Raw genomic sequence first — 16,619 nt, forward strand, 5'->3', positions numbered from 1 at the left:
TATTGTCATGTTGACTCTAAATCGCGAGGGGGTTCCATGGCCGACATCACCCGGCGCCTGGGCTGGCGGCATCTGCGCGGCGCGCCGACGGCGCATGTCAGACACCACCGGGGCGAGAAGCTGCTGCACGACGGTCCGGGGCTCAGCTTCTGGTTCCGTGCGCTCACCGCGGCCATCTCCGAGGTCCCGGTCGACGACCGCGAACTGGCGATGACCTTCCACGCCCGTACGGCCGACTTCCAGGACGTGGCGGTCCAGGCGACCGTCACCTACCGCGTCGGCGACCCGGCCGTCGCGGCCACCCGCCTCGACTTCTCCATCGACCCGGACACCGGCGTCTGGCGCGGCACCCCCCTCGAACAGCTCGGCACCCTGCTCACCGAGACGGCCCAGCAGCACGCGCTGGACGCGCTGGCCCGCACCCCGCTGGCCGAGGCACTGGTCGACGGCGTGGCGGTGGTCCGGGAGCGGATCGCGGCCGGCCTGGCGGCGGAACCGCGGCTGCCCGCCACCGGCATCGAGGTGGTGGCCGTCCGCGTGATGGCGCTGCGGCCGGAGCCCGAGGTGGAGCGGGCACTGCGCACCCCGGCCCGCGAGCAGATCCAGCAGGAGGCCGACCGGGCGACCTACGAGCGGCGCGCGGTGGCCGTCGAGCGGGAGCGGGCGATCGCCGAGAACGAGCTGGCGAGCCAGATCGAACTGGCCCGCCGTGAGGAACAGCTGGTCGAGCAGCGCGGCACCAACGCGCGCCGCGAGGCGGAGGAGCACGCGGCGGCGGACGCGGTCCGGGCGGCGGCGGAGGCGGCCCGCACGGTGAAGCTGGCGGACGCCGAGGCGGCCCGCACGGTACGGCTGGCGGACGCGGAGGCGGCCAGGTCGGTCAAGCTGGGCGAGGCGGAGGCGGAACGGTCCGTGAAGCTGGGCGAGGCCGAGGCGGCGCGGGCGGTGACCCTCGCGCGGGCCGAGGCCGCGGGGGCGCGGGAGGTCGGCGAGGCGCGGGCCGCGGCGCAGGAGGCCTGGCTGCGGGTGCACGGCGAGGCGGACGTGGCCACGCTGCACGCCCTCACCGGCACCCGGCTCGCCGAGAACCTGCCGCGCATCGACAGCGTGACCGTGTCGCCGGACGTGCTGACCGGGCTGCTCGCCAAGCTGGGCGGGGAGCGGGAGTGAGCCTCGCGCCGCGGGCCGTGCTCGTCCACCGGACCACGGAGTACGAGGAGTTGGTGGCCCGGCACGGCACGCACGGCCAGGCCGCCTTCTTCCTCGCCTCCCGCGGCCGGGACATGGCGGAGGTCGCCGAACGGCACCGGCGCAGCCGTCGGGCGCTCGCCGAGGTGACCTCGGCGGTGCCGCTGGCCTGGCGCCAGGCCCGGGTGGAGCGGGCCGACCTGGACCGCTTCCTGTTCGCGCCGGAGGACGTCGTCGTGGTCGTCGGCCAGGACGGGCTGGTGGCGAACGTGGCCAAGTACCTGGACGGCCAGCCGGTGATCGGCATCGACACCGACCCCGGCCGCAATCCGGGGGTCCTGGTACGGCACCGGCCGGAGCAGGCGGCCGTACTGCTGGCGTCGGTCACGGCGACAGCCGCGGCCGCGGCCACGGGGGCCGACGAGCTGACGATGGTCGAGGCGGTCGCCGACGACACGCAGCGGCTCGTGGCGCTCAACGAGATCTACCTCGGTACCGCCGGTCATCAGACCGCCCGATACCGCCTGGGCCTCGAGAACGACGGGGGTGTCGTCGAGGCCCAGGCCTCCTCCGGGGTGCTGGTGGGCACCGGCACGGGGGCCACCGGCTGGCTGCGCTCGGTGTGGCAGGAGCGCGGCGCCCGGCTGCCGCTGCCCGCCCCGACGGAGGACCGTCTCCTCTGGTTCGTCCGGGAGGCCTGGCCCTCGCCGGCGACCGGGACCGCCCTGGTCGCCGGCGAGCTGACGGCCTCGGCGGCCCTGACCCTCACGGTCGAGTCGGACCGCCTGATCGCCTTCGGCGACGGCATCGAGACCGACGCCCTGGAACTGACGTGGGGGCAGACGGTCCGGGTGGGGGCGTGCGCGCGGCGGCTGCGGCTGGTCGGCTGACCGGCCACAACCGCAGGCCACAACCGCGGGTCACAACCGCGGGTCCACCGGCTCCGACTCCAGGGCGAGAACCCCGAAGACCGCCTCGTGCACGCGCCACAGCGGCTCGCCGTCCGCGAGGCGGTCCAGGGCCTCCAGGCCGAGGGCGTACTCGCGGATCGCCAGGGACCGCTTGTGGTTGAGGAAGCGGTTCCGCAGGCGGGTGAGGTTGTCGGGGCGGGTGTACTCGGGGCCGTAGATGATCCGCAGGTACTCCCGGCCCCGGCACTTGATGCCGGGCTGGACCAGCCGGCCCTGCGGGTCGCGGACCACCGCGCCGGCCGGCTTGACGACCATGCCCTCGCCGCCCCGGCCGGTCATCTCCAGCCACCAGTCGACGCCGGCCCGCACCGACTCCGGGTCGCCGGTGTCGACGTGCAGGCGGCGGGTGGTCTGGAGCAGGCCACTGGGGTCGTGCTCCACCAGCCGGTCCAGGAGGGCCAGTTGCTCGTCGTGCGGGAGCGCGGCGAGGCTGCGGCCCTGGACCGCCAGGATCTGGAAGGGGGCGAGGCGCACCCCGTCAAGGCCCTCGGTGGTCCAGCAGTAGCGGCGGTAGGCGTCGGTGAACGCGGCGGCGTCGGCGGCGCGTTCGCGCTGCCGGTCCCGGAGCTCACCGATGTCGATGCCGCGGCCCACCGCGCGCTCCAGGGCGGCCAGCGCGCCCGGGAAGACCGCGCCGGAGGCGGCGCCCACGGCCGCGTACTGGGTGCGCAGCAGGCCGGAGGCCTTGAGCGACCAGGGCAGCAGTTCGGCGTCCAGCAGGAGCCAGTCGGTGGCGAGTTCGTCCCAGAGGCCGGCCGCGTCGACCGAGGCGCGGATCCGGCCGAGGATCTCCTCGGTGACCGACTCGTCGTCGAAGAACGGGCGTCCGGTGCGGGTGTAGAGGGAGCCGGTCGGGCCCGGCGGGACACCGAAGCGCTTGTGCGCGACCTCCGCGTCCCGGCACACCAGCGCCACCGCCCGCGAGCCCATGTGCTTCTCCTCGCACACGACCCGGGCGACGCCGTCCGCCGCGTACTGGGCGAAAGCCTCGGCGGGGTGCTCCAGGTAGCCCTCGACGTGGCTGGTGGCCGTCGGGGCCATGGTCGGCGGCAGGTACGGCAGCAGGCGCGGGTCGATCGCGAAGCGGCTCATCACCTCCAGGGCGGCCGCCGCGTTCTCCTCACGGACCGCGACCCGGCCCTGGTACCGGGTCTCGACGACGCGGCGCCCGTGCACGTCCGCCAGGTCCAGCGGGCGTCCGTCCTGGCCGCCGGGCGCCTCGGTGTGCAGCGGGCGGGCCGGCTCGTACCAGACCCGCTCGGCCGGTACGTCGACCAGCTCGCGCTCCGGCCAGCGCAGCGCGGTGAGCTTGCCGCCGAAGACGGCGCCGGTGTCGACGCAGACGGTGTTGTTCAGCCAGCTGGCCTCCGGGACCGGGGTGTGACCGTAGACGACGGCCGCGCGGCCCCGGTAGTCCTCGGCCCACGGATAGCGCACGGGCAGGCCGAACTCGTCGGTCTCGCCGGTGGTGTCGCCGTACAGCGCGTGCGAGCGGACCCGGCCGGAGGTGCGGCCGTGGTACTTCTCGGGCAGCCCGGCGTGGCAGACGACCAGCCTCCCGCCGTCGAGGACGTAGTGGCTGACCAGTCCGTCGATGAACTCCCGTACCTGTGCCTTGAACTCCTCGCTCTCGCCGTCCATCTGCTCGATGGTCTCGGCGAGTCCGTGGGTGTGCTGGACCTTGCGGCCCTTGAGGTAACGGCCGTACTTGTTCTCGTGGTTGCCGGGCACGCACAGGGCGTTGCCCGAACCGACCATCGACATGACGCGGCGGAGCACGCCGGGGCTGTCCGGGCCGCGGTCGACGAGGTCGCCGACGAAGACCGCGGTACGGCCCTCCGGGTGGACGCCGTCCTGATAGCCCAGCTTGGCGAGCAGGGACTCCAGTTCGCTCGCGCAGCCGTGGATGTCGCCGACGATGTCGAAGGGGCCGGTGAGGTGGGTCAGGTCGTTGAAGCGCTTCTCGGTGACGACGGTCGCCGACTCGATCTCCTCGACGCCGCGCAGGACGTGCACCTTGCGGAAGCCCTCGCGCTCCAGATGACGCAGGGAGCGGCGGAGTTCGCGGATGTGGCGCTGGATGACCCGGCGGGGCATGTCGGCGCGGTCGGTGCGGGCCGCGTTGCGTTCGGCGCACACCTCCTCGGGCGCGTCGAGGACGATGGCGATGGGCAGCACGTCGTACTGCTTGGCCAGGTCGATCAGCTGGCGCCGGGACTCCTGCTGCACGCTGGTCGCGTCGACGACCGTGCGGCGGCCGGCGGCGAGGCGCTTGCCAGCGATGTAGTGCAGGACGTCGAACGCGTCCTTGGTCGCGCTCTGGTCGTTCTCGTCGTCGGAGACCAGGCCCCGGCAGAAGTCGGAGGAGATGATCTCGGTCGGCTTGAAGTGCCGGTGCGCGAAGGTGGACTTGCCGGAGCCGGAGGCGCCGACGAGGACGACCAGGGAGAGGTCGGTGACGGGGAGGACCCGTCCGGGGTGCTGCGTCTCGGTCATGCTGCCTTCGCCTCCTTCGCGGCGCGTACGGTGGCCGTGCTCATTTCGAAAACGGCCATCTGGGTGGGCGGGCCGACCTCGGGGTCGTCCGGGCCCACGGGGGTGAACTCGACGTCGTAGCCGTGGAGTTCGGCGACCCGGTGGGCCCAGGCGCGGAACTCCTCGCGGGTCCACTCGAAGCGGTGGTCGCCGTGCCGGGTGTGGCCGGCGGGGAGGGTCTCCCAGCGGACGTTGTACTCGACGTTCGGGGTGGTGACGAGGACCGTGCGCGGGCGGGCGGCGCCGAACACGGCGTACTCCAGGGCGGGCAGCCTCGGCAGGTCGAGGTGCTCGATCACCTCGCTGAGCACGGCCGCGTCGTACCCCTTGAGCCGCTTGTCGGTGTAGGCCAGCGAGCCCTGGAAGAGCTTGACGCGGGACGCCTGCCGCTCCCCCATGCGGTCCAGCTTGAGCCGACGGGAGGCGATGGTGAGCGCCCGCATCGACACGTCGACGCCGACGATCTCGGTGAAGGACGGGTCCTTCAGCAGCGCCTGCACCAACTGGCCCTGGCCGCAGCCGAGGTCGAGGACCCGGGCGGCGCCGGAGCGCTTGAGAGCGTCGAGGATCGCCTCCCGGCGCTGTACCGCGAGCGGGGTCGGCTTCTCCTCGGTCTCGGTCTCCTCCTCGACCGCGTTGTCGATCTCCTCGACCTCGCTGTCGTCGGCCTCGGCGAGCCGCACCAGCTCCAGCCGCTCCATCGCCTGCCGGGTCAGCGACCAGCGGCGGGAGAGGTAGCGGCTGGTGATGAGCTTCTGCTCGGGATGGCCGGACAGCCAGCCCTCGCCCGCACGCAGCAGCTTGTCGACCTCCTCGGAGGAGACCCAGTAGTGCTTGGCGTCGTCGAGGACGGGGAGCAGGACGTAGAGGTGGCGCAGCGCCTCGGAGAGGGTCAGCACCTCGGACTCCAGGACCAGGCCGACGTACCGCGAGTCGCCCCACTCCGGGAACCCCGTGTCCAGGGCTACCGGTTCGGCCGTCACCGTCCAGCCGAGCGGCTCGAAGAGCTTCCGTACGAGGTCGGGGCCGCCGCGGGCGGGCAGCGCGGGCACCTCGACGCGCAGCGGCCTCGGCTGCGCCGGGGCTTGGGGGCGGGCCCTGCAGACGCCGCGCATCGCGCTGGAGAAGACGTTGCCGATCGCCACGGCGAGCAGCGAGGAGGCCGCGTACGGGCGGTCGTTGACGTACTGCGCGAGCGCCGCGTCGGGTGCTCCGCCGCGTCCCTTGCCCTTGCCGCGCCGGACCAGCGCCACCGCGTCCACTTCGAGGAGCAGCGCCGCCGTGCAGCGCTCGGGATCCGCCTCCGGGTAGAAGACGTGCGCGATGCCGTGCGAGGTGGTGAAGGTCTGCGCGTTGTCGGGGTGCTTGTGCAGCAGGAACCCGAGGTCGGTGGCCGGGGAGGCGGCGGTGCCGCTCGTGGAGATCGTCAGGAACACATGTCCGAGTCTCCCTGGTCCGGTGCCGCCTTGACCACTGGTTTTGCCCGTGCGGTGGTCCGCGGTGGGCTCGGTTCGGCGGCGGGCCGCACCGCCGCCCGGGGCCGCTAATGACCAGATGTACATTAGGGCTCGTGACCATGACGTCCAGCAGCAAGCCGCCCGCCCGCAAGCGGGTGCGGGCACCGGAGGCGCATCGCGAGGCGATCCTCGACGCGGCCCGCGCCGCGTTCGCCGAGCGGGGATATGCGCGGGCCACCATCCGGGAGATCGCCGGCCGCGCCGGAGTCACCCACGGCCTGGTGATGCGGCACTTCGGCTCCAAGGAGCGGCTGTTCCTGGCCGCCGTGCCCGGCACCCGTGACCTGCCGGAACTGGTGCCCGGGCCGCCCGCGACGCTGCCGGACAGGATCGCGCGGGCCTTCGTCGAACGCATGGAGCGTGCCGACAGCGGTGATCCGTTCCTCGCGCTGATCCGCAGCGCGGCCTCCGACGAGAACGCCGCGACCGCCCTGTACACGGCGATGCGGCAGAGCAGTACGGAGGCCTACCGCACCGTGCTGACCGGGCCCGACGCCGACGAGCGCATCGACCTGCTCGGCGCGCATCTCATCGGGGTCGCCTTCAGCCGGTACGTGCTGCGCAGCGGGCCGGTGGCGGAGATGGAGCCGGAGCGGCTGGTGCGCTACCTGGCCCGGAGCCTGCGCTGCGCCCTGGAGCCGCTCGGCGAAGCAGAAGCCAGGGCCGAGGAAGGGAACCGCTCGTCATGACGTCCACGCTGCCGCCGGTACCGCCGTCCCTGGCCGGGCGGATCGTCGTACCGGACGACGCACGGTACGAGCGGTTACGGCACGGCTATGTGCACCGCGGCTCGCCCGCCGTCGTGCTGCTGCCCGAGGACGCCGGGCAGACCGCCGAGGCGCTGGGGTACGCGCGTTCGCTGGGCTCGGCGGTCTCGGTACGCAGCGGCGGGCACGGCATCAGCGGCCGTTCCACCAACGACGGCGGTGCCGTCGTCGACCTGTCCCGTCTCGACGAGGTGCGGGTGCTCGACCGGGCCCGGCGGCGGATCCGGGTCGGGGCGGGTGCCCGGTGGGGACGGGTGGCGCAGGCCCTCGCCCCGCACGGGCTGGCCGTCAGCTCCGGGGACACCGGTGACGTGGGGGTGGGCGGCCTGGTCACGGCCGGCGGCATGGGCTGGCTGGCGCGGCTGCACGGGCTGACCGTCGACCATGTGACGGCGGTCGAACTCGTCCTGGCCGACGGCACGTTCGTGCGGGCGGACGCCGGGCGGGAGCCCGACCTGTTCTGGGCGGTACGCGGCGCCGGCGGGAACTTCGGGGTCGTCACCGCCGTGGAACTGGAGGCCCACGACACCGATGACGTGGTCTTCGCGAACCTGGTCTTCGACGCGGGAGACGCGGCGGCGCTGATCGAGGCATGGGGTGCGGTGCTGGAGACGGCGCCGCGCGAGCTGACCAGTTTCCTGACGTTCATGCCGGGCGGGCCGGGCCGCCCGCACCTGGCGCATGTCGCCGCGGTGTACGCGGGGAGCGCGGAACAGGGCGCGGCCGAGCGGGCGCTGACGCCGCTGCTCGGCATCGGCCCGCCCGTCCAGCAGCGGGCGGTGCTCGCGCCGTACTCGGCGCTGGTGCCGGTGAGCGGCGTCGCGCACCACGGGCAGCAGCAGCTCGCCGCCACCCGGTCCGGCCTGCTCGACCACCTCACCGGGGACGCGGCACAGGCGGTCGCGGACGCGCTGGAGTCGGGGCAGGTGCTGATGCAGCAGTTCCGTTCGGTGGGCGGGGCGGTCAACGACGTGGACCCCGCCACCACCGCCTACGCCCACCGCACGCAGAACTTCTCGCTGATGTCCGCGACCGTCCCCGAGCTGGAGAGCGGGCTCGACACGCACTGGGCACGGCTCGCCCCGCACCTGAACGGCATGTACCTCAGCTTCGACACCCGCCGTACCCCGCAGGTGCTGGCGGAGGCGTTCCCCGAGCCGGTCCTGTCCCGGCTGCGCGCCCTCAAGGAGCGGTACGACCCGGAGAACGTCTTCAACCGCAACTTCCGCCTGAAGTGAGGGAGTTCAGGAGGCGCCCTGGGTGCGGGCGCCCTCCAGTGCCTTCTGGTACGACGCCGCGGCCAGCTCCTGGAACTGGGCGAGCCGGGGCACGTGGGCCGACTTGGTCAGTTCGGCGTGCAGGAAGGTGAGGTCGGTCGCGAGACCGACCATGCCGAGGGCGGCCCTCAGGTACGGCTCCTGGTGGTCGGAGTCGTGGCGGGGGGTGCCGGGGCCGTAGGCGCCGCCGCGTGCCGAGGCCACCACGACCTTCTTGCCGGACAGCGGGCCCTCGCCGGTGGCCGGGTCGGCGATGAGCGGGGCGATCAGCACCCGGTCGAACCAGGCCTTGAAGGTCGAGGGCACCGAGAAGTTGTACATCGGCACCCCGAGCAGAATGGCGTCGGCCGCGAGGAGTTCCTCGATCAGCGGCCAGGTGATCGCCCAACTGGCCTGTTCCTCGGGCGTGGTGGCTGCGTCACGGGCCGCGGCGAGGTCGCGCGTGCCCTCCTTCTCCAGGCGGTGCATCACCTCGATCTGCGCGTGGTCGACGTGCGGCACCGGGCCGGCGGCCAGGTCGCGGTAGATGTAGCTGCCGTCGGGGTTGGCCTTCCGCCAGGCCTCGGCGAACTCGCCCGAGATCTGGCGGGAGACGGAGCCCACGCGCGGGCTGGAGTCGAGGTGGAGCAGTGTGGCCATGGCGGAAAACCCCTGTCTGATCAGGTCGTTCATGTCGGTCCGTGATCCATTGAAAGTCCGGGCGGGCGGGTTGTCCCGTAATCTGGCGTGGCAGTTCGTAACCGGAAGCGTTAGCGAGGATGACGGTGCTGGACGTACGGAAACTGGTTCTGCTGCGTGAGGTCGGCGCCCGGGGATCCATCGCCGCGGCGGCGCAGGCCCTGAACTACACCCGTTCCGCGGTCTCCCAGCAGCTCTCCGCGCTTGAGGCGGAGACCGGTACCGCGCTGCTGGACCGGGGCAGCAAGCGCGCCGAACTCACCCCGGCCGGACGGCTGCTGGTCGCGCACACCGACCGGATCGTGAACCAACTGGAAGCGGCGGAGGCCCAGTTGCTGGCCCGGGACGGGGAGATCGGCGGCGAACTGCGGGTGGGCGTCCCGTTGCACGAGGGGCCCGCACTGCTGGTACCCGCGCTGAGCCGGCTGCGCGAGGAGCATCCGCAACTGCGCATCACCCTGCACGGGGTGGCCCCGGACCAGGGGCGGCAGACGGTCCGGCTGGGCCGCCTCGACGCCGTCCTGGCCACCGGCTACCCGCGGGTGCCCGAGCCCAGGGTGCCCGGGCTGTACGAGGAGGAGGTACTCAGCGACCGGGTCCGGCTGATCGCCGCTCCGGGACACCCGCTGGCCCGGGCCGAACGCCCGTGCCGTCTGGAGGAGTTCGCCGGAGAGCCGTGGCTGCTGGACCGGACCTCGCAACTCGGCCGGCTCGCCCTGCACGCCTGCGCGGGGGCCGGGTTCGTGCCCGACATCGTCTCCGACATCGGGGACATGCAGGCCGTGTTCGGGCTGGTCTCGCTGGGCTGGGGCGTGGCGCTGGTCCCCGACCTGGTGCCGACCAGGCCGGGACTTCCGGTCGCCCGGATCACCCCGGCCGGGCCCGAACTGACCCGCCGTATCACCCTCGTGGTGCGCGAGGGAGCCGTGCGCAGTCCGCAGGTGGCGGCCCTGCTGCCGGCCGTGCGGGAGGCCGCGGCCGAGCTGGCCCGGGACCGGGACGCGGAAGGTTCTGTCAGCTCTCGATGACGCGGTGGAAGGCGACGGTGTCGAAGATGTCCTCCATCCGGACCGCACGCCCGTCGCGCAGCACCCAGGAGTGCGTGAAGGGCAGGGTCTCGGTGTGGCCGGAGAGCGAGACGACGTCCCGGTGGCCGAAGACGACCACCCGGTTCCCCTCGCGGACGAACTCCTCGGGGTGCAGCCGCATCCCGCCCAGCACGGTCGGCACGTGGGCCAGGAACTCCTTGACGCCGGCGTGCCCGTGCTTGGTGCCGCCGAGGCCGTACTCGGCCATGCCGTCGGGGTGCACCCACTCGATGTCCGGGTGGAAGGCGTCGAGCAGCGCGCCCACGTCGCGGGTGGCGAAGGCCGCGTAGGCGGCGTGGATCGGGGCAAGTGGATCGGCGGTGCGCTCGGTGGTGCTCTCGGTCTTGCCCTCGGTGGTGTTCTCGGTCATGTCCTTCTCAGTCCTTGAGGTGCTCGGGATACAGCGCGGCCACGGTCCGGCGGATGCCCTCGCGCCAGGGCACCCGGCACGGGCCGGTGAGGGAGCGGCGCAGGGTGGGGTCGAACTGGTAGGTCTCCCGGGTGACTTCGCTCGGCACGAGGTTCGCCCGGACCCCGGTCAGCTCCTCCAGGTACCGGACGCAGTCGGTGATGCCGACCGGCTCGTCGCCGCCCCAGTTGGTCAGCGTCACCGGCACGGCGGCCGCGTTCCACAGGTGCGGGACCTGCTCGACGAGGTCGTCGGTGTGGAGGAGGGAGCACCAGTTCTGGCCCTCGACCGGGACCGGGATGGGCTCGCCGGCGAGCATCCGCTTGAAGTAGAGCATCGGGACTCCGCCGTAACCGCCGGGACCGTAGGCGATGTTGAGGCGGGCGATGACGGTGGGCAGGCCGAGGGTGTGGGCGAAGCCGCGGACGGTGCCCTCGGCGGCGATCTTGGCCACGGGGTAGGCGGGCAGCCAGTCGGCCCTGCCGTCCAGCGGGTCGGTCTCGGTGTACCTGTGGTCGAGGGTCTGCCGGGCGTAGAGGGCGCCGGTGGACACGTACAGGAACGCCTCGGCGGTACGGCAGTGGGTCATCAGACGCCCGGCGGCGACCGAGTTGACCTCGACGGCCGCGTTGAAGTCGCCGTCCTCGCCGCGCCGCACCGCCGAGTGGAAGACGTGCGTGAAGTCCTCGGGCAGGCCCTTGAGGGAGCCGTCGCCGGTGTCGTCCATGTCCCAGCGGAAGGTGCGGATACCGTGCCGGGTGAGGTCGTCCTCGGCGCCGGGGGTGCCGAAGCGGCCGAGCGCCCAGACCTCGTTGTCCTGGGCCAGGGCCTTGGCCACCGGTCCGGCGACCTGTCCGGTGGCGCCGGTGACCAGGATCTTCTTGCCGTTCACTGATTCTCTCCCCGTGTTCAGGCGTCGCCGAGGGCGCGGTCGAGTTCCTTGCGGAGGATGGACTGGAAGGTGGCCACGTGCTGCGGGCCCATCAGGGTGTAGTGCTCGCCGGGTACGTCGAGGTAGCGGTTCTCCTCGGTGGTGTGCTCGTCCCAGCGGCGCAGTTCGTTGTTGAGCCAGTCCTCCTTGGTGCCGCGCAGCGGGACGGCGTAGAAGACGCTCATCGAGCGGACCTTCCCGCCGGGGGCGTAGGTGCGGCCCAGGTCGGTGAGTCCGTCGGCGAGCTCGGCCCAGGCCCTGAACTTCTCGAAGGTCAGGTCGAGTTCGGCGAGCCGCCCCTCGGGCGCGTGGTCGACGAAGTACGCCAGCTGCTCGTCCTTCTCCAGATGGCGCAGCTGCGCCGGGAGTTCGAGGGACTGCTTCTTGTCGATGAGCTCCAGGAAGAAGGCCAGGTTGGCGGCGGTCTCGACGAAGTCGAGTTCGTCCATGCGGTACTTGATGTGCGGGGGCAGGTTGAAGCTGCCGACGAAGTCGACGCGTTCGCCCTGGTCCTGGAGGACCTTGGCGACCTCGAAGGCGACGGCACCGCCGTAGGAGTACCCGGCGACGGCGTACGGGCCGTGCGGCTGCCGTTCGCGGATGGCCCGCACGTACGTGTCGACCATCTCGGCGAAGCTCCCGAAGGGGGTCTCGCCGGGGTTGAAGCCGCGGGCGCGCAGGGCGTAGAAGGGCCGGTCGCCGACGAAGTACTTGGCGAGGTTGACGAAGACGAGGACCTCGCCGACGCCCGGGTGGACGCAGAACAGCGGGGTCTTGTCGCCGCTGACCTGCATGGGAACGATCGGGTCGTACTCCTCCTCGCCGTTCGTGGTGCCGTCGAGGTGGGCGGCGAGGGCGCGGACGGTCGGCGCCCGCAGCACGGTGATGATCTGCAGGTCGGTGGCGCCGAGGCGCCGGGCGACCAGGGAGCGCAGCCGCAGGATGTCCAGCGAGGTGCCGCCGAGGTCGAAGAAGTTGGCGGTGGCGCTCAGCTTCTCCGGGTCGGTGCGGAACATCTCGGCGTAGATGCCGGCGAGGACCGTCTCGGTGTCGCCCTCGGGCGCGTTGTAGCCGCCGAGCTGGCGCAGCACCAGGTCGTCGACGGTGGCGCGGACCTCGTCGTAGGCGCCCGCCTCCAGGCGTTTGCGCATCAGCGAGCGCTGGATCTTGCCGAGGCTGGTCTTGGGGAAGGCGTCCGCGGGCAGCGGCAGGATGAGGGCGGGCCGGAAGCCCCAGTGCATGACGACGCTGCTGCGGACGGCGGTCAGCACCCGGTACAGGGCGAGTTCGTCGCCGTCGGCGCACTCCGGGTGGAAGGCGATCACGAGTTGCTCGGTGTCGCTGCCGGGGGCGCGGGTCGGGAAGGCGGCGACGTAGGAGCGGGCCACGTCGTCGAGGCCTTCGAGGACCGACTCGACGTCGTGGCTGAAGTAGTTGACGCCGTTGACGATGACGCTGTCCTTGCTGCGTCCGACGAGGGTGAGCCGGCCCTCGTCGAGGCGGCCGAGGTCGCCGCTGCGGAACCAGCCGTCGGGGGTGAAGGCGTCCCGGGTGGCCCGCTCGTTGTTGTGGTAACCGGCCGTGATCATGGGGCCGTTGAGCTGGAGCTCGCCCACCGCGCCCTCGCCCAGCTCCTGGTGGGTGTCCTGGTCGGCGATCCGGATGCGCAGCCCCTCCACCGGCCGGCCGAGGTTGGCGAACTCCTGGCCCTGGTCGGCGGCCGGGAACTCGACGGAGTAGATGCTGCCGGCGCAGGTCTCGGACATGCCGAAGGCGGGCCAGAGGGCGTCGGGGCGCAGGCCGTACGGAGCGAAGCGGCCGAGGAAGGTCTCGCCGGTGGTGCGGACGACGGCCTCGCCGCCGCTGATGATGTGCCGCAGCCGGGACAGGTCGACGCGCGGGCCGTCCTCCTCGGCGAGCCGGTCGGCCTGTGCGTTGATCAGCCCCAGCAGGAAGTTGGGGGTGAAGGTCATGGTGACGCCGAAGCCGGATATCAGCCGCAGGAAGGTGAGCGGTTCCTGGAGGACGACGGGTGCCTCGACGTGCAGTTGGGTGCTGCCCGCGGACAGCGGCAGCAGGTGGCACTCCAGCAGGGCGGCGACATGGTCGAAGGAGACCCAGTTGAGGGTGGTGTCGGCGGCGGTCAGCCGGTGGTAGCCGTTCTTGCCGGCCATGGAGGCGAGCAGGTTGGCGTGCGAGAGCATCACGGCCTTGGAGTTGCCGGTGGAGCCGGAGGTCAGCACCAGGACGGCGGTGTCCTTGGGGTCGGCCTCGTGGAAGGCGTCGGCGGGCTCGGCGTACAGCTCCTCCAGGGCGACGACCGACAGGCCCTCGGTGCGCGGGAGTTCGGCGGCGAGGGTCTCGCTGGTGACGATCAGCGGGTGGTCGAGGAGGGTGTCGACATGGGTGAGCTGGGCGGCCCAGCGCTCCGGGTCGCCGCCGAGCGCGGCCATCGGGCAGGGAACGAAGCCGCCCAGCTGGCAGGCCCAGAACGCGGCGAGGAACTCCTGCGGCCGCTCAAGGAGCAGGACGGCCTTGTCTCCGGGCGCTAGCCCGCGCCCGCGCAGGCCGCCGAGCACCGAGCGGGCCGCGTCGAGGAGTTCGGGATAGCTCTGGAAGGGCGCGTCGGGGTCGGTCGCGGTCCGGGGGTAGCGCAGTCCGGACGCGGCGTGGTTCCGGGCGGCGTCGCGCAGCAGGTGCACGACGGTGCGGGTGGTGGATACGGCTGTGGTCATGACGGTGCCTTCTCTTCCTGTCGCGTCGGCGGCCGGGTGTGGTGGCCGTCGACGGGTGGCGGCCGGGGCTCGGGCCACGGGTGGCGGCCGTCGCGCCGCGGCGGTACGGCGGATCGCATGGCATACGGCGTGCCGGGCAGGGCCGTACGACACACCGTTCAGCTGAGGAAACCGGGCAGGCCGGCCAGGGAATCCGGGCGGGGAATCCGGGTGGGGAGAAACCCGGGAAACCACACCGGAAGCGCGCAGGCCCGGGCTCAGAGACTGCCGCGGGTCATCAAGAAGGGCACCGGAAACAGAAATCGGGCGTTCCGGAACACCGATCGAGCAAGTGCCTGTACATCGTCCCCCACCGGCCTGGTCAGTACCGAGAGCCACGGCGATGGGGCCCTGAACACCCGCCGAGAATAGAAACCGGCGCACCTGGTTGTCAAAGGACCCAGGAAAGCAGAAAGCAAAAACCGGCCGACGCGGGAAAACACGGCACCGGCCACTTGCTCCCGCAATTCCACCGCAATTTTTTCTTACACCCGGTGTCGGAAATCACGACACCCGCAAAAACAACCGCCCCCGGCCCTTTCGGGTCGGGGGCGGACGTCGTTCGGGGCGAAGGTCAGGACAGCTGCGACTGGACCTGCGCGGAGATCAGCTCCAGGTGGTCCAGGTCGGAGAGGTCGAGGATCTGGAGGTAGAAGCGCCGGGAGCCGATCTCGGCGTAGCGGCCGATCTTCTCGACGACCTCGGCGGGGGTGCCGGCCAGGCCGTTCTCCTTCAGTTCGGCGACCTCGCGGCCGATCGCGGCGGCGCGCCGGGCGACCTCCTGGTCGTCCTTGCCGACGCAGACCACGAGGGCGTTGGAGTACGTCAGTTCGTCCGCGCCGCGGCCGGCCGCCTCGACGGCGGCCCGTACCCGGCCGAACTGTCGCTCGCTGTCCTCGACCGAGGCGAACGGCATGTTGAACTCGTCGGCGTACCGCGCGGTCAGCTTCGGGGTCCGGGTGGCGCCGTGGCCGCCGATCAGCACCGGGATCCGGGCCTGGGCGGGCTTGGGCAGGGCGGGCGAGTCGGTGAGGTCGTAGTAGGTGCCGTGGAAGTCGAAGGTGTCGCCGGGTTTGGTCTCCCAGAGCCCGGTGACGATCGCCAGCTGCTCCTCCAGGCGGCCGAACTTCTCCTTCGGGAAGGGGATGCCGTACGCCTTGTGCTCCTGCTCGAACCAGCCCGCGCCGAGGCCGAGTTCGACCCGGCCGCCGGACATCTGGTCGACCTGGGCGACCTGAATGGCGAGCACACCGGGCAGCCGGAAGGTTCCTGCGGTCATGAGGGTGCCGAGGCGGATCCGCCGGGTCTCGCGGGCGAGTCCGGCGAGGGTGATCCAGGCGTCGGTGGGGCCGGGCAGGCCGTCCACGTCGCCCATCTTCAGATAGTGGTCGGACCGGAAGAAGGCGTCGAAACCGAGGTCCTCGGTGGCCTTGGCGACGGTGAGGAGGGTGTCGTAGCTCGCGCCCTGCTGGGGCTCGGTGAAGATACGAAGGTCCATACACCCATCCTGCACGGACCCCGCCCCGTCAACCGCATCGGCACCACCCGTCACGCGCATCCACCCCAGGGTGAATATCGTCAACGGCGGGGCCGTGGGGCGGCGCGGGCCAGTGACCGGCCCCTGCGGTGATCGTTGGGTGGGGGGTGCCGGGCCGTCCGGCACCGCGCGCCGGACGGTCGCCGTCGCCGCGCGTCGTTCGTGGCCCGCCGCCGACTGCGGGCCGGGGGGCCGGGGAGGCCGTCTTGTCCGAAGAGTCAGTTCCACAGCAGGGTGGCCCCTCGTCCGGTCAGCCGAAGGGGCTGCTCCAGCAGATGGAGGAACTCATGGCGGCGTTGAACGCAGACCTCTCCGCGCTGGACGCGGATCTGCAGCGGTCCCCGAGGGAAGAGGCCGACCTGGGCTGAGGCCGGCCGCGGGGAGGTCAGCCGTCGCGGACCTCCTCCCTGGCCGCCAGCTTGCGGAGCATCTCCAGCACCCTGTCCCGGGACTCGTCGGCCGCGTCGATGGCCTCCATGCACTGCCAGTACGTCGCCTCGTCGGCCGCGGCGCTGGCCATGCCGACCAGCGCGATGCCGACCTCGCCCAGGAGGCCGCCGAGGCTCAGCAGGGTCAGGCGGGCGTCGTCCAGTTCGGTGAGCTGGGCGGCGCGCAGGGTGCCGGGGTCCAGGTCGGGGGTGTCCAGCACGCCGCAGCCCCGGCCCGCCAGCTCGGTCAGGCCGAGGGCCTCGCCGCGCAGCTCGGGCGGGCCGGAGACGGCCAGCCGGCTGCCGATCGCCTGGGCCAGAGCCTGGGCCTGCCACACCTCGGTCATCATCTCCGGAACGCCCGCGCCGTGCGCCAGCGCCCGTCTGCTCGCCACGATGAGCCGCATCGCGTCCATCCGTCGCCCCGTCCCCGTCGGTCCGAACTGTCTTGCCGCACTCAGTAGTTCACTACCCAGAGTGAGGGTTCCCGAGACGTGGAGCCAGAGGAAGACGGAAATC

The 16,619-nt window shown here is 72.3% G+C and carries 14 protein-coding genes; 6 read left to right on the forward strand and 8 right to left on the reverse strand.

Going from position 1 to position 16,619, the window contains the following annotated elements:
• Window positions 1-36 precede the first annotated feature (36 nt).
• A complete protein-coding gene (locus ABZ887_RS43510) occupies window positions 37-1,170 on the forward strand; it encodes an SPFH domain-containing protein (RefSeq protein WP_361303338.1) in 1,134 nt (377 codons plus the stop codon).
• The gene (locus tag ABZ887_RS43515) at window positions 1,167-2,078 is read left to right on the forward strand and encodes a hypothetical protein (RefSeq protein ID WP_361303341.1); all 912 of its coding nucleotides are present in this window, start codon (window positions 1,167-1,169) and stop codon (window positions 2,076-2,078) included. The genes ABZ887_RS43510 and ABZ887_RS43515 overlap by 4 nt, the downstream gene beginning before the upstream one ends.
• A 30-nt stretch (window positions 2,079-2,108) precedes the next feature.
• Here the strand turns inward: ABZ887_RS43515 and ABZ887_RS43520 are convergent, their stop codons facing one another.
• Together ABZ887_RS43520 and ABZ887_RS43525 are read right to left on the reverse strand one after the other, a co-directional pair.
• On the reverse strand, window positions 2,109-4,655 hold the full coding sequence (locus tag ABZ887_RS43520) for a polynucleotide kinase-phosphatase (protein ID WP_361303344.1): 2,547 nt from the start codon (window positions 4,653-4,655) through the stop codon (window positions 2,109-2,111).
• The gene (locus ABZ887_RS43525; protein WP_361303347.1) at window positions 4,652-6,130 is read right to left on the reverse strand and encodes a 3' terminal RNA ribose 2'-O-methyltransferase Hen1; all 1,479 of its coding nucleotides are present in this window, start codon (window positions 6,128-6,130) and stop codon (window positions 4,652-4,654) included. Before ABZ887_RS43525 ends, ABZ887_RS43520 begins: the two co-directional genes overlap by 4 nt.
• Before the next feature lie 140 nt (window positions 6,131-6,270).
• Between ABZ887_RS43525 and ABZ887_RS43530 the strand changes: the two genes are divergently transcribed.
• Window positions 6,271-6,900 carry a TetR family transcriptional regulator gene (locus tag ABZ887_RS43530; protein WP_361303425.1) on the forward strand — a complete coding sequence of 210 codons (630 nt, stop codon included), beginning with the start codon at window positions 6,271-6,273 and terminating at the stop codon, window positions 6,898-6,900.
• Window positions 6,897-8,216 (forward strand): FAD-binding oxidoreductase, encoded by a 1,320-nt coding sequence (locus ABZ887_RS43535; protein ID WP_361303350.1) that lies wholly within the window; start codon window positions 6,897-6,899, stop codon window positions 8,214-8,216. Before ABZ887_RS43530 ends, ABZ887_RS43535 begins: the two co-directional genes overlap by 4 nt.
• A 6-nt stretch (window positions 8,217-8,222) precedes the next feature.
• On the opposite strand, the gene ABZ887_RS43540 is transcribed toward ABZ887_RS43535, so the two are convergent.
• Window positions 8,223-8,894, reverse strand: coding sequence for an NAD(P)H-dependent oxidoreductase (locus ABZ887_RS43540; protein WP_361303353.1), 672 nt, complete (start codon window positions 8,892-8,894; stop codon window positions 8,223-8,225).
• Between the two features lie 119 nt (window positions 8,895-9,013).
• Here ABZ887_RS43540 and ABZ887_RS43545 point away from each other — a divergent pair, with 119 nt between their 5' ends.
• Window positions 9,014-9,961: a LysR family transcriptional regulator gene (locus tag ABZ887_RS43545; protein ID WP_361303356.1), complete on the forward strand. Its 948-nt coding sequence runs from the start codon at window positions 9,014-9,016 to the stop codon at window positions 9,959-9,961.
• On the opposite strand, the gene ABZ887_RS43550 is transcribed toward ABZ887_RS43545, so the two are convergent.
• From ABZ887_RS43550 to ABZ887_RS43565, 4 genes are all read right to left on the reverse strand, one after another.
• Window positions 9,948-10,391: a nuclear transport factor 2 family protein gene (locus ABZ887_RS43550; RefSeq protein WP_361303359.1), complete on the reverse strand. Its 444-nt coding sequence runs from the start codon at window positions 10,389-10,391 to the stop codon at window positions 9,948-9,950. The two genes, ABZ887_RS43545 and ABZ887_RS43550, sit on opposite strands and share 14 nt — an antisense overlap.
• A 7-nt stretch (window positions 10,392-10,398) precedes the next feature.
• Entirely contained in the window at window positions 10,399-11,322 is a 924-nt protein-coding gene (locus ABZ887_RS43555) for an NAD(P)-dependent oxidoreductase (protein ID WP_361303362.1), read from the reverse strand.
• A 17-nt stretch (window positions 11,323-11,339) separates the two neighbouring features.
• Complete coding sequence (locus tag ABZ887_RS43560) at window positions 11,340-14,096, reverse strand: non-ribosomal peptide synthetase (RefSeq protein ID WP_361303365.1); 2,757 nt, start codon at window positions 14,094-14,096, stop codon at window positions 11,340-11,342.
• Between the two features lie 613 nt (window positions 14,097-14,709).
• On the reverse strand, window positions 14,710-15,633 hold the full coding sequence (locus ABZ887_RS43565; RefSeq protein ID WP_361303368.1) for an LLM class F420-dependent oxidoreductase: 924 nt from the start codon (window positions 15,631-15,633) through the stop codon (window positions 14,710-14,712).
• 245 nt (window positions 15,634-15,878) lie between these two features.
• Between ABZ887_RS43565 and ABZ887_RS43570 the strand changes: the two genes are divergently transcribed.
• Complete coding sequence (locus tag ABZ887_RS43570; protein WP_361303371.1) at window positions 15,879-16,040, forward strand: hypothetical protein; 162 nt, start codon at window positions 15,879-15,881, stop codon at window positions 16,038-16,040.
• Window positions 16,041-16,057: 17 nt separating this feature from the next.
• Here ABZ887_RS43570 and ABZ887_RS43575 read toward each other — a convergent pair whose 3' ends face one another.
• A complete protein-coding gene (locus ABZ887_RS43575) occupies window positions 16,058-16,516 on the reverse strand; it encodes a DUF6099 family protein (protein WP_361303374.1) in 459 nt (152 codons plus the stop codon).
• Between the last annotated feature and the right edge of the window lie 103 nt (window positions 16,517-16,619).

Source organism: Streptomyces sp. NPDC047061 (genome assembly GCF_040643955.1).
In the GTDB taxonomy this organism is placed as follows: Bacteria; Actinomycetota; Actinomycetes; order Streptomycetales; family Streptomycetaceae; genus Streptomyces.